Below are 12,148 nucleotides of genomic sequence, written 5' to 3'. Positions count from 1 at the left end.
CCTATTCTTAAGAAAAGTATAGCATCGAACAGGTACTTTTGCAAGCGCTTCCAAACACTTGTTTTGAGGCCTCTTTTTAAGAAAAGACTTTTTTGAGTACTTCTCCTACCGTCGTGACCCCAATAACCTGGATACCTTCTGGAATCTTCATGCCATGAAGCGAATTTTTAGGAGCATAAATCTTAGTAAAACCTAATTTAGCAGCCTCATTAATACGCTGTTCAATGCGAGTTACTCGGCGAATCTCTCCAGTCAACCCAATTTCTCCTATAAAAGCTTCTTGTGGATTGGTTGGAAGCTCCTTGTAACTAGAAGCAATCGCAACGGCTACAGCAAGGTCAATAGCTGGCTCGTCTAATTTGACACCACCAGCCGATTTGAGATAGGCATCTTGATTTTGGAGAAGAAGGCCACAACGTTTCTCTAAAACAGCCATAATGAGGCTGACACGGTTAAAGTCCAGTCCCGTCGTTGTCCGCTTGGCATTACCAAAGACGGTTGGTGTCACCAAGGCTTGAACTTCAGCTAAGATAGGTCTGCTACCTTCCATTGTCACAACAATGGCAGAACCTGTAGCACCGTCTAGGCGTTCCTCTAAGAAAACCTGGCTAGGATTTAGCACCTCTACCAAACCACCAGACTGCATCTCAAAAATCCCAATCTCATTGGTTGAACCAAAACGGTTTTTGACTGCTCGTAAAATACGGAAGGTATGATGACGTTCCCCCTCAAAATAGAGCACAGTATCCACCATGTGTTCCAACATACGTGGTCCAGCCAGCTGTCCCTCCTTGGTCACATGCCCAACAATAAATGTGGCAATGTTATTGGTTTTGGCAATCTGCATGAGTTCAGCAGTGACTTCACGAACCTGAGATACAGAACCTTGAACGCCAGAAATCTCTGGACTCATAATGGTCTGAATAGAGTCGATAATGAGGAAATCGGGTTTTATGGCCTCTACTTGACTGCGAACGGCTTGCATATTGGTCTCAGCATACAGATAAAATTCGTTATCAATATCGCCTAAACGTTCACTCCGCAATTTGATTTGCTCGGCAGATTCTTCTCCAGATACATAGAGGACTGTTCCCTTGTTAGCCAGTTGCGTTGACACCTGTAAGAGAAGGGTTGATTTCCCTATCCCTGGATCTCCTCCAATAAGAACCAGACTGCCCGGAACCACACCGCCACCTAAAACACGGTTAAACTCGTCCATATCAGTCTTTATGCGGGCATAATTGATTGAGGATACTTCTTTTAATTTAGTTGGTTTAGACTTTTCACCCGTCAAACTGACACGGGCATTTTTTACCTCCTGCACCTCAACCTCTTCTTCAAAAGAGGACCAAGAAGAACAGTTGGGACAGCGCCCTAGATATTTGGGTGAATTGTAGCCACATTCTCGACAAACAAAAGTTGATTTTTTCTTTGCTATGATAATTCTCCTTCTACGATTACTCCGACAGAATGCCACTTATGCAATGTTTTTGTAAATTTCTTCTGGTTGGCAACTCCGACAGCGAACAAATCGACAGAAACCTGATAATTCTCCTTGACAGCTGCCAAAATGGAAGCCTTGACACAGCCATTGCCATCTACCCCTATAAACTCTATGCTTCTAGCAGCATTCCCCTCCAGAAACTCTTTTAAATCCAGATTGGTAAAGCAAGAAGCCCGACGCTTCTCAAAGATACGAGAAGATACAAGCAGCAAGCCGGTCGCAAATTTCTTCTTTCTATCTTTTCTCTCCCAGAAAAAACGGTTGAGAATATAGATAACCCGGTCACTGGGATAGCTGGCAATTTTGTCATTTACAGCTACAGTCAGTTCTTCATGATATGCTTTTCCTACAGCAACATAGTCTGACTGCATATCTACAACTAATAAATAGTCTGCCATATTCTTTCTCTATTTCCCTGTCGATCCGAAACCACCTGTACGAACACCGTCAGCTTCATCTCCATCTACAATTAAGAAGGGCATAAAGACACCTTGAACGATGCGTTCGCCAACTTCAAGAGTCACGGGGTGATCCGTAATATTTTTCATCTGGGCGAAGATGTGACCCTCATTCCCTGGATTTCCATAGTAATCGCAATCAATAACTCCAACAGAGTTGATCAAGACCAGACCTTTTTTGCGAGGATTAGAAGAACGATCATAAAGATATAGCACCTCACCCGCTTGCATATAAGCCTTGACCCCAGTTGGGACGAGGACGATTTCTCCTGGTGCAATCACTGTGCGCTCTGCCACCTTTAAGTCGTAGCCAGCTGCATGGGCTGTCTCCCGTTTTGGAAGCAAGTCCTGATTGGTATAGGTTGATACAAGTTCAAATCCACGAATTTTTGTCATTATTTTTCCTTTCGATACATCTATAAATTAATTCTTGTAAAACTAGCCATGCTAGCTTCAGACTTTTAAATCTATCCCATTATAATCTATTCGAAATAAGATGACAAAGGTAATAGTCTAATCACTTTCTCATTAAACGAAGATTGACTTTTAACTAGGAAAACGCTAACATAATAATAGATATAATACTTTTAAGGAGAATTGTCATGAAATTCATCGGACTTGTTGGTACGAATTCAAAACGTTCAACTAATAGACAATTATTGCAATATATTCAGAAACATTTTGCAGATAAGGCAGACATCGAACTTGTTGAAATCAAAGACCTCCCTGTCTTTAACAAACCCGCTAACAAACAATTGCCAGAAAGTGTCCTTGAAATCGTTAAAAAAATCGATGAGGCTGATGGGGTTATTATTGGAACACCTGAGTATGACCACTCAATTCCAGCTGTTCTCATGAATGCTTTAGCTTGGGTCTCATACGGTGTTTTCCCTCTTTTGAATAAGCCTGTTATGATTACAGGAGCATCTTATGGAACTCTAGGAGCTTCTCGTGCACAGCTACAACTTCGTCAAATTTTGAATGCTCCAGAAATCAAAGCTAATGTGCTTCCAGACGAATTCTTGCTTTCACATTCCCTTCAAGCTTTTGATAGCAACGGCGATTTAGTTGACCTCGATGTCATCAAAAAATTAGATGCTATTTTCGATGACTTCCGTCTCTACGTCAAAATTACTGGTAAACTCTCACATGCTACAGAGTTATTACATAAAGAAGCTGAAGACTTCGACTGGGAAAGCCTATAAGACAGGAGAATATAAACTATGAAATTTGTTGGACTCGTTGGAGCAAATTATGATCAATCATATAACCGTAAACTGCTCGAATTTATCAGAAGACATTTTAAAATTAAATTTGAACTTGAAGTTTTGGAAATTGATGAAGTTCCTATGTTTAACCAAGATGAAAAATGGGATGAAAGTTTCCAACTTCGCTTACTTAATAACAAAATTACACGCGCTGACGGTGTCATCATTGCAACACCTGAGCACAATCACACTATCTCTGCAGCACTTAAATCAGTATTAGAGTGGCTATCATTCGAAGTGCACCCTTTTGAAAACAAGCCTGTAATGATTGTTGGTGCTTCTTACTACGACCAAGGAACTTCACGTGCCCAAGTGCATTTGCGTAAAATCCTTGAAGCGCCTGGTGTTAATGCTTATACACTTCCAGGTAATGAATTCTTGCTTGGAAAGGCTAAAGAAGCTTTTGACCTTGAGGGGAACATTACTAACGAAGGTACTATTAATTTCCTTGAACAATGCTTAGACAATTTCATCCAATATGTAGGAGTGGTTTCTAAATTGAAAAAACCAAAACCAATTGAACCTGAAGACTTGGATTGTAACAACCCAATCGCTACAACTGTTACCGAAGTTGATCCTGACGATCCAGAGTGGGTAGAAAAAGTAGCTGAAATCACTGGTGCGGTATCTGGTGATACCTACGTGAAATTGGACCACGGTATTTTGACGGTTAATCAAATTGACATGTTCCTCAAGGCTATGCCATTTGAATTGACCTATGCCGATGATAACAACCAGTTCCTCTACTACAACAACGCCCATCAAGATCCTGACACTATGTTTGCCAAACGTGTGCCACCTCAATCTGGTAGCCGTATGTCAACTGTTCACGGCTCACTTCCACCAGCTCGTATGAAAAATGTGGAATGGGTTATTGGTACACTGCGTAATGGTAACCAAGAATATGTTCGTACGATTGTTCCAGGGTCACCTGAAGGAGTTATCAATACGCATAACTATCAGGCTATGTACTATGATGATGGTTCTTATGCAGGAATCAATGAAATCGTCTTTAACTTTAAACCATGGCTTGACTGGTATCTCGAAACAACTGGTCAACGCCTTGTCGGAGGAAGCGGTCCTTTTGCACCAGCTGCAGCTAGTCATGGCGGTAGCGACGCCACATCTGGTGCATCAGATGCGGGTGGTCATGGTGGCGACGCAGCCCCAGCCGCAGATGCCACATCTGGAGCATCCTCATATTAAGACTTGGAAAAGTTGGGACAACTGTCCTGACTTTTTTTCATGGTCATCCTAGATTAAGTTTCACTCGAGCTTGCGCATTTGCCATGCTCCATGCCACATATTTTAGAGGTAAACCTATGTCTCAATTTAAAGAAAAAGTATTCGCTGCTTGTGCTAAAAAAGAAGCTCTCTTTGACGAAAGTCTGGGTCGCTATGCCTTGCGTTCTATGCTTGCAGGAGCTTATCTTACCATGTCAACTGCTGTAGGAATTATTGGTGCGGATGTTATCGCTACAGGTATTCCGGCCCTTTCTCGTTTTGTTTTTGCCTTTATCTTTGCCATCGGACTGGTCTTCGTTCTCATATTCAATGGAGAGTTGGCTACTTCAAACATGATGTTCCTGACCAGTGGTGCCTATTATGGTAAAATCAAATGGAGCAAGGTGTGTACCATCCTCCTCTACTGTACCTTCTTTAATTTTGTCGGTGCCCTTATCTTGGCCTGGTTCTTCAACCAATCCTTCTCTTTCCAACATTTGACTGACAAGAGCTTCTTAGTTACTGCTGTCTCAACCAAGCTTGGAAAAACAGATTGGATGAACTTTACAGAAGGTATTACAGCGAATATGTTCGTTAATATTGCCATCTTGGGCTACATGCTCCTCAAAGAAGAATCTGCTAAGATTTTCATTGCGCTATCAGCTATCTTCATGTTTGTATTTTTAATTAATGAACACTTGATTGCTAACTTTGCCTCTTTCATGTTGCTCGGTTTCAACGGTGTGCGTGACTCTGTGGATAATTTCACTTTGGCAAATATTCTACGTCAGTGGGTAGTCGTTTTCTTCGGTAACTGGATTGGCGGAGGTATTTTCATTGGTTTGGCATACTCTTGGCTCAATAAAACTAAAACACCTCACATTGATTAGGAGACCACATGCGTCAAAAGACATTCATCAAACAAACCAGCCTAGCTATTCTACTGTATTTTATTTGCCTAGCCCTTGCAGTTGCTATTGATTTAATCTTTTTCAAAGTCAAAAATATGTATCATACACCTGCCTTAGCGGCTATCTTTGCAGGCTGGGTCTACTTGGGGCTTATCAGAAAGACAAAACAATTTGGAGCGATTACCTGTCTGGGTATCTTTATGTCCCTCTTCTTCTTTGCTTCTGGGCACTTTGTTCTAGCCTTTCTTCCTAGCTTTCTGGCTGGCCTTGTCGCTGACTTTCTAGCTAAGAAAGGGAACTATGAGAATAGTAAACTTAATTTACTTTCCTATATGATCTTTTCCCTAGGGAACTTAGCACCCATTATCACCATGTGGCTTGCGCCCAAAGCTTATATCGCACAGCTCCTAGCCAAAGGGAAAACTCAAGATTATGTAAATCAAGTTATGGTTCCCTTTACAGCCAGTCATGTCTTAATCCTGATTGGAGGAACGCTCATGGCTGCTCTCATTGGGGGCTACATTGCCCAAAATTGGCTGAAAAAATAAATAGCCATCAGCCCTCCTAACAGAGAGTACAAGACAAACATGCTTTTCTTATGTTATAATGAGAAAGAATACAGTCTTTTTCTACTTTGTTAGAAAGGACCTAAAGGGAGACCTAATGATGAAAAAACAAAAAATCGCTGTCTTGGGCCCTGGTTCATGGGGAACTGCCCTTGCTCAGGTACTCAACGACAACGGACACGAGGTCCGTATTTGGGGAAACATCCCTGAACAAATTGATGAAATTAACGAGAAACACACCAATACCCGCTACTTCAAGGATGTGGTTTTGGATGAAAACATTAAAGCCTACAAAGAGCTATCTGAAGCCCTAGATAGTGTCGACGCTGTTCTCTTTGTTGTTCCAACCAAGGTCACTCGCTTAGTTGCTAAGCAAGTTGCTGAACTTTTGGACCACGAAGTTGTTGTTATGCATGCTTCCAAAGGTTTGGAACCTGGAACACACGAACGCCTTTCAACAATCCTTGAAGAAGAGATTCCTAAGGAACTTCGTAGTGAGATTGTTGTCGTATCTGGTCCAAGCCACGCTGAAGAAACTATTGTTCGCGATATCACTTTGATTACAGCAGCATCTAAGGATCTTGAAGCGGCACGCTATGTCCAAGGTATTTTCAGCAATAGCTACTTCCGCCTCTACACCAATTCAGATGTGATTGGTGTTGAAACAGCTGGTGCTCTTAAAAACATTATCGCGGTAGGTGCTGGTGCCCTCCACGGTATGGGATATGGGGACAATGCTAAGGCAGCCGTTATTACTCGTGGCCTTGCGGAAATTACTCGTCTTGGTGTGAAACTTGGGGCTGATCCTTTGACTTACAGCGGTCTATCTGGGGTTGGTGACCTTATTGTTACAGGAACTTCTATCCATTCACGTAACTGGCGTGCTGGGGATGCGCTCGGTCGTGGAGAAAAGCTAGAAGACATTGAACGTAACATGGGAATGGTTATCGAGGGTATTTCAACCACAAAGGTTGCCTATGAAATCGCCCAAGAACTCGGCGTCTACATGCCAATAACAACAGCAATCTACAAATCTATCTATGAGGGTGCTGATATCAAGGAATCTATTCTCAATATGATGTCCAACGAATTGCGCTCTGAAAATGAATGGGATAAAAAATAAAAATCTAAGGAGTTCTCATGAAGAATCAAAAAGTTAGAAAAGCTATCATCCCCGCTGCAGGACTCGGAACACGCTTTTTACCAGCTACTAAGGCCTTGGCCAAAGAAATGTTGCCAATCGTTGACAAACCAACCATCCAATTTATCGTTGAAGAAGCCCTCAAATCAGGTATCGAAGATATCTTGGTGGTTACTGGTAAGTCAAAACGTTCTATCGAAGACCACTTTGATTCAAACTTCGAGTTAGAATACAACTTGGAACAAAAAGGTAAGACAGACCTGTTGAAATTGGTTAATGACACCACTGCTATTAACCTCCACTTTATCCGCCAAAGCCACCCACGTGGCCTTGGAGATGCTGTTCTTCAAGCCAAAGCATTTGTCGGAAATGAGCCATTCGTTGTCATGCTTGGTGACGACCTCATGGATATCACTAATGACAAAGCAGTACCTTTGACTAAGCAGCTCATTAATGATTATGAGGAAACACACGCATCAACCATTGCAGTTATGCCTGTACCTCATGAAGAAGTTTCTTCTTATGGTGTCATCGCCCCTCAAGGCAAAGGTGAAAATGGACGTTATAGCGTTGAAACTTTCGTTGAAAAACCAAATCCAGAGGATGCACCAAGTGATCTTGCTATCATCGGGCGTTACCTTCTAACACCTGAAATTTTCGGTATTTTGGAAACTCAAGAACCAGGTGCTGGAAATGAAGTCCAATTGACTGATGCTATCGATAAACTTAACAAGACACAACGCGTCTTTGCTCGCGAATTTACTGGAGACCGTTATGATGTCGGTGACAAATTCGGATTCATGAAAACATCAATCGATTACGCACTTAAACATCCTCAAGTTAAAGATGACCTCAAGCAATACCTCATTGACTTGGGCCACAAACTTGAAGGCAAAGCAGCTAAAAAAGACTAATATAAAAACCATCGAATGTCAGGTTCGATGGTTTTTTCATATAATTTAAAAATAAGTAAATCCTAGAAGAATCAGCAATAGTAAAATGTAAGTTAAAAGAGCTGTAAAACGCCAACCTTTACTAAATAAGCGACTTTCAACCTTGTTAGCCAAAAAGATAGCTGCAAGAGCACCTCCAACTAAACCACCAAGATGGCCTGTAATCCCAACACTAGGTGTAAACAGGTTGAAGATTAAGTTTATGACAATCAAAGCCAAGTAATTGCGACCTAACTGATTAAGCAAAGGACTATGACTATAGTAGCCAAGAATCACAACAGCCGCAAAAAGTCCAAACAAGGATGTCGAAGCACCAGCTGCAATAACATTAGGCGTAAAAAGTAAGGTAAAGGCATTTCCCATAACACCAGCCAACAAATAGAGCCCTAGAAAACGTAGAGTCCCAAAAATCTGCTCAGCCATTTTCCCCATAAAGTAAAGGGCAAGCATATTAAATAGAAAATGCTCAACACCTATATGCACAAAAATCGGTGTTACAAGACGCCAGAGGTTCAGTGGGCTGTACTGAACAAAAGCACCGTACATGGCCCCCATCTTAAAGAGGCTCAAAGGTGAGGTCGCTTGAAAGCCATTTAAGAGATATTGACAGATGAAAGTCAGCGTCGTAAGCCCCAACAATAGATAGGTTGCTGGGTATTTCTTCCACTCATTTACTTGCATGTAACAACCTCCTTAACAGGAATATCATAGCTATCTGGTTGAAAATCATGTTTCTGGCAAGGATAAACCGTACTAACGGTCTCCCCTTCAAAATCAGACAAATAGCGGTCATAGTAACCTGCTCCGTAACCAATGCGATAGCCTTCATCATTGAAAACTACTCCTGGCACATGAATTAAATCAATCTCTGATTTTTCCACAGCCAAATCAGACACAGGTTCCATCAAGCCAAAAGAGGTTGCAACAAGATTATCTGGATCATAATCCACAAAAATCATTCGACCTTGTTTATATGTTTTAGGAATCAAAAGTCGTTTACCATCCTTTAAAGCCTGATTGATTAAAAGACCGGTATCATATTCATGAGGAAAAGACAAATAAGTCGCAATCACCTGGGCATCTTTATAAGCAGGTAAGGCAATCAATTGCTCCAAAAGATATTGATCTATCTTAGCCTTAGTCTCAGGATCTTGTGAAGTTAACTGAGCCAAGACTGTTTTTCTAAGTTCATTTTTCATAGGTTTATCATATCAAAAAAGCTACCAAAAGTCAGACTTGGTAGATTTTTTAGCTGTATCAACTATGGTTAGGCTTCTGCCTTGTGTTTAAGGAATTTTCCAATTTCAGCCACTGCAAAAGCGAGAGCATCTTCATTTGGACTCATCTTAGGATGGTGAAGTGCATATGGCGTGTCAATTCCCAACCAGAACATGACACCAGGAACCTTACTAAGCAAATAACCGAAATCCTCTCCAGTCATAGCTGGTGGACAATCAATCAGGTTGACCTCTGGGCTAGCATCAAAGAAGCTCATTAACTCTTTAGCCAAGGCTGGATTATTTTCCACAGGAAGATAACCACCTTGTTTCAACATGATATCCACTTCCATACCAAAGCTAGCTGCTACACCCTCTGCAATCTGGCGCACGCGCTTCTGGATAAGGAGACTCATTTCCTGAGTAAGGGTACGAATAGTTCCATAAACCTCTGCAGTTTCAGCGATAACATTGTTAGTAGTTCCTGCATGGAAAGAACCAAAGGTAACTACCCCACCCTGGATAGGGTCAACATTACGACTGACAATCGTTTGCACCTGAGTAATAAAGTAAGAAGCTGCTACAAGGGCATCATTGGCCTCATGTGGAAAGGCCGCATGTCCACCTTTCCCCTTGAAAGTAACGAGGACTTCACAAGTCCCAGCAAAAAGGGTGCTTGTGTTAGTCGCAATATCACCTACCTTGAAATCTGGACGGACGTGGAGACCATAAAACTCATCTGGCAACCAATCTCCAAAGGCACCATCTTCATATATAAGCATACCACCAGCTTCATTTTCTTCGGCTGGTTGGAAGAGGAAGAGCATGTTATTTTTAGGCTGTACTTGAAGCATCTGGTCCAAAAGACCAAGTGCTGTGGTCATGTGCATATCGTGTCCACAAGCATGCATACGACCTTCATGAGTAGACTTGAAGTCAAGACCGGTTTCCTCTACGATTGGGAGACCATCAATATCTGTACGCCAACCAATAGTTTTTTCAGGAGCATGCCCGTGAAGATAGACAAGGATCCCTGTACGCCAAGTACGTTGCTCCACAAAGTCCTTACCTTCAGTCATTTCAGCAATACGCTCTAAGAGATAAGCCTGAGTTTTAAATTCTTCCAAACCAATTTCAGGAATTTGGTGAAGGTCTCGTCTGATTTTAATTAAATCAAGTGTCATGTTTTTATCCTTTTTATTGTCTTATTTTATAGAGAATCTAGAAATAGAGGCCTTACAGGCCTCTACTATCAATATGTTATAAGTTACGCAAAGCGTCTTCGAGTGCTGTTTTTTGTTGTGTTTTTTCATCAATTTCCTTGATGATACGAGCTGGAACACCAGCTACAACCACATTTTCAGGAACATCTTGAGTAACGATAGCTCCAGCAGCAACGACTGAACCGTTACCAACTTGAACACCTTCAATAACAACAGCATTAGCACCAACAAGAACGTTATCACCGATACGAACTGGGTCTGCTGAAGCTGGTTCAATCACACCAGCAAGGACTGCACCCGCACCGATATGGCTGTTTTTACCAACAGTAGCACGACCACCAAGGATAGCACCCATATCAATCATAGTACCAGCACCAATTTCAGCACCGATATTGATTACAGCACCCATCATAACGACAGCATTGTCTTCGATAGTTACTTGGTCTCGGATAATAGCACCTGGTTCGATACGTGCATTAAGGTGACGTTTATCAAGCAATGGAACAGCTGAGTTACGGCCATCTTGTTCCACAACATAGTCCTTGTTTTCAGTCAAATTCGCAAGAAGTGGTTCGATATCTTTCCAGTCTCCGAAAAGAACGTTACCAAGTTTAGTGACAGAAGCTGGAACAGCAGTTGCCAATTCCCCTTCAAAAGTTACTTTAACATTCGTTTTCTTTTCAGCATTACCGATAAAAGCGATAATTTCTTGTGCAGACATTTTTTGTGCAGTCATGAGATTCTCCATTCACATAAAGTTAGGAATTATTATACCAAAAATTCTGATAATTGTCTTTGCTTTTGCCAAATACAGTGTATTTTTATGTAAAATTGGTCTTTAGAGCTTCTATATCAGTAATCACTCGGTCTGGCTTGATTGGGGAATTCTCCAGTTCTCGACGAGAATAAGGGAAGGTATTGAGCAAGATACTATCGATTCCAACTGCTTCAGCCACAGCAATATCAGTCGTTAAGTCATTTCCAACCATGACTGTCTCAGACGGGTTTAACCCATGATCATCCAAAACTTGCTTTAAAAATTCAGGTTGCGGCTTACAGATACCGGCATCCGAAGACAAGTAAATAGCATCAAAATAAGGTCTTAACGCCATTAGGTCAATCTCAGCGTTAGTAAAGGCTGCTTGAGCATTAGACAAGAGATAAATCCGACAGCCCTGCTCTTTTAGAAAGGCTAGCACCTCCTTGGTATGGGGATAAGCCGTCACATGTTTGCGAGATAAGACGCGAAAGACCATTGCTATCAATTGTCCCCAATCTTCCGGCTGATTAGAGTTACGAGACTGAGGCCGAGCGTCTACATAAAGCTGGTTAAAAATGTGGGCTAAATCAATTTCTGGATAAGCAACTCCTTTGAGATCTATTAACTCCTTACGGGCCTGATCCACGTGCTTAGCATAAGCCTTTTTAAGAGTCTCGCCCTCATAAGCCGCTCCATAAGCCTGATATAGTTGGCCTAGTTTATCCCATAACACAGGATCCTTCTCATCAGTTAAGATATCAACCAAGGTACCATAAAAATCAAAAATGTAGTTCTTATAAGCTCTATTTTTCATCGCTTTTTACCCATTACTGAAACTTTCTTACTCATTGCTCTCATCATACACCTTTTAGGAAGACCAAACAAGCTAACTGAGACATTTTCCCATCAAAAAAATCCCAACG

Annotated in this window: 14 protein-coding genes; 6 read left to right on the top strand and 8 right to left on the bottom strand. The window is 41.6% G+C overall.

Annotated elements, in window-relative coordinates; all coding sequences use genetic code 11:
- Positions 1-76 precede the first annotated feature (76 nt).
- From radA to H7T93_RS04185, 3 genes are read right to left on the bottom strand one after another with little or no spacing between them, the layout of a single operon-like run.
- On the bottom strand, positions 77-1,438 hold the full coding sequence (gene radA, locus H7T93_RS04195; protein WP_073686093.1) for a DNA repair protein RadA: 1,362 nt from the start codon (positions 1,436-1,438) through the stop codon (positions 77-79).
- Positions 1,435-1,902, bottom strand: coding sequence for an isochorismatase family protein (locus H7T93_RS04190; RefSeq protein ID WP_175057813.1), 468 nt, complete (start codon positions 1,900-1,902; stop codon positions 1,435-1,437). Before H7T93_RS04190 ends, radA begins: the two co-directional genes overlap by 4 nt.
- A gap of 9 nt (positions 1,903-1,911) precedes the next feature.
- On the bottom strand, positions 1,912-2,358 hold the full coding sequence (locus H7T93_RS04185) for a dUTP diphosphatase (protein WP_175057814.1): 447 nt from the start codon (positions 2,356-2,358) through the stop codon (positions 1,912-1,914).
- Between the two features lie 206 nt (positions 2,359-2,564).
- On the opposite strand from H7T93_RS04185, the gene H7T93_RS04180 reads away from it, so the two are divergent.
- From H7T93_RS04180 to galU, 6 genes are all read left to right on the top strand, one after another.
- Positions 2,565-3,167: an NADPH-dependent FMN reductase gene (locus H7T93_RS04180; RefSeq protein ID WP_002886986.1), complete on the top strand. Its 603-nt coding sequence runs from the start codon at positions 2,565-2,567 to the stop codon at positions 3,165-3,167.
- Positions 3,168-3,185: 18 nt separating this feature from the next.
- Complete coding sequence (locus H7T93_RS04175; RefSeq protein WP_002885631.1) at positions 3,186-4,436, top strand: NAD(P)H-dependent oxidoreductase; 1,251 nt, start codon at positions 3,186-3,188, stop codon at positions 4,434-4,436.
- Positions 4,437-4,552: 116 nt separating this feature from the next.
- A complete protein-coding gene (locus tag H7T93_RS04170; RefSeq protein ID WP_175057815.1) occupies positions 4,553-5,344 on the top strand; it encodes a formate/nitrite transporter family protein in 792 nt (263 codons plus the stop codon).
- Positions 5,345-5,352: 8 nt separating this feature from the next.
- The gene (locus H7T93_RS04165) at positions 5,353-5,913 is read left to right on the top strand and encodes an MptD family putative ECF transporter S component (RefSeq protein WP_038676838.1); all 561 of its coding nucleotides are present in this window, start codon (positions 5,353-5,355) and stop codon (positions 5,911-5,913) included.
- A gap of 118 nt (positions 5,914-6,031) precedes the next feature.
- Positions 6,032-7,054 (top strand): NAD(P)H-dependent glycerol-3-phosphate dehydrogenase, encoded by a 1,023-nt coding sequence (locus tag H7T93_RS04160; RefSeq protein ID WP_022496721.1) that lies wholly within the window; start codon positions 6,032-6,034, stop codon positions 7,052-7,054.
- A gap of 17 nt (positions 7,055-7,071) precedes the next feature.
- Positions 7,072-7,986, top strand: coding sequence for a UTP--glucose-1-phosphate uridylyltransferase GalU (gene galU, locus H7T93_RS04155; protein WP_003091906.1), 915 nt, complete (start codon positions 7,072-7,074; stop codon positions 7,984-7,986).
- 45 nt (positions 7,987-8,031) lie between these two features.
- Here the strand turns inward: galU and H7T93_RS04150 are convergent, their stop codons facing one another.
- The 5 genes from H7T93_RS04150 to H7T93_RS04130 all read right to left on the bottom strand — a co-directional run bounded on the left by H7T93_RS04150 (position 8,032) and on the right by H7T93_RS04130 (position 12,039).
- Positions 8,032-8,706 (bottom strand): rhomboid family intramembrane serine protease, encoded by a 675-nt coding sequence (locus H7T93_RS04150; protein ID WP_038676843.1) that lies wholly within the window; start codon positions 8,704-8,706, stop codon positions 8,032-8,034.
- On the bottom strand, positions 8,697-9,224 hold the full coding sequence (locus H7T93_RS04145; RefSeq protein WP_038676845.1) for a 5-formyltetrahydrofolate cyclo-ligase: 528 nt from the start codon (positions 9,222-9,224) through the stop codon (positions 8,697-8,699). Before H7T93_RS04145 ends, H7T93_RS04150 begins: the two co-directional genes overlap by 10 nt.
- Positions 9,225-9,292: 68 nt before the next feature.
- Positions 9,293-10,426, bottom strand: coding sequence for an N-acetyldiaminopimelate deacetylase (locus tag H7T93_RS04140; protein ID WP_021144675.1), 1,134 nt, complete (start codon positions 10,424-10,426; stop codon positions 9,293-9,295).
- A gap of 76 nt (positions 10,427-10,502) precedes the next feature.
- Entirely contained in the window at positions 10,503-11,201 is a 699-nt protein-coding gene (gene dapD, locus H7T93_RS04135) for a 2,3,4,5-tetrahydropyridine-2,6-dicarboxylate N-acetyltransferase (RefSeq protein ID WP_002886999.1), read from the bottom strand.
- Positions 11,202-11,286: 85 nt separating this feature from the next.
- Positions 11,287-12,039 carry an HAD family hydrolase gene (locus H7T93_RS04130; protein ID WP_038676849.1) on the bottom strand — a complete coding sequence of 251 codons (753 nt, stop codon included), beginning with the start codon at positions 12,037-12,039 and terminating at the stop codon, positions 11,287-11,289.
- Positions 12,040-12,148: the final 109 nt, after the last annotated feature.

Source organism: Streptococcus sp. 9.1, assembly GCF_016648815.1.
Classification (GTDB): Bacteria; Bacillota; Bacilli; order Lactobacillales; family Streptococcaceae; genus Streptococcus; species Streptococcus salivarius_E.
Note: the sequence above shows the minus strand (reverse complement) of the source record. Positions and strands in the feature narration are given on the sequence as shown.

Bases quoted from the DNA above. Each gene is read 5' to 3' on its own strand.
- H7T93_RS04190 (WP_175057813.1), bottom strand. From the start codon at position 1,902: ATGGCAGACTATTTATTAGTTGTAGATATGCAGTCAGACTATGTTGCT.
- H7T93_RS04185 (WP_175057814.1), bottom strand. From the start codon at position 2,358: ATGACAAAAATTCGTGGATTTGAACTTGTATCAACCTATACCAATCAG.
- H7T93_RS04180 (WP_002886986.1), top strand. From the start codon at position 2,565: ATGAAATTCATCGGACTTGTTGGTACGAATTCAAAACGTTCAACTAAT.
- H7T93_RS04175 (WP_002885631.1), top strand. From the start codon at position 3,186: ATGAAATTTGTTGGACTCGTTGGAGCAAATTATGATCAATCATATAAC.
- H7T93_RS04170 (WP_175057815.1), top strand. From the start codon at position 4,553: ATGTCTCAATTTAAAGAAAAAGTATTCGCTGCTTGTGCTAAAAAAGAA.
- H7T93_RS04165 (WP_038676838.1), top strand. From the start codon at position 5,353: ATGCGTCAAAAGACATTCATCAAACAAACCAGCCTAGCTATTCTACTG.
- H7T93_RS04160 (WP_022496721.1), top strand. From the start codon at position 6,032: ATGAAAAAACAAAAAATCGCTGTCTTGGGCCCTGGTTCATGGGGAACT.
- galU (WP_003091906.1), top strand. From the start codon at position 7,072: ATGAAGAATCAAAAAGTTAGAAAAGCTATCATCCCCGCTGCAGGACTC.
- H7T93_RS04150 (WP_038676843.1), bottom strand. From the start codon at position 8,706: ATGCAAGTAAATGAGTGGAAGAAATACCCAGCAACCTATCTATTGTTG.
- H7T93_RS04145 (WP_038676845.1), bottom strand. From the start codon at position 9,224: ATGAAAAATGAACTTAGAAAAACAGTCTTGGCTCAGTTAACTTCACAA.
- H7T93_RS04140 (WP_021144675.1), bottom strand. From the start codon at position 10,426: ATGACACTTGATTTAATTAAAATCAGACGAGACCTTCACCAAATTCCT.
- dapD (WP_002886999.1), bottom strand. From the start codon at position 11,201: ATGACTGCACAAAAAATGTCTGCACAAGAAATTATCGCTTTTATCGGT.
- H7T93_RS04130 (WP_038676849.1), bottom strand. From the start codon at position 12,039: ATGAAAAATAGAGCTTATAAGAACTACATTTTTGATTTTTATGGTACC.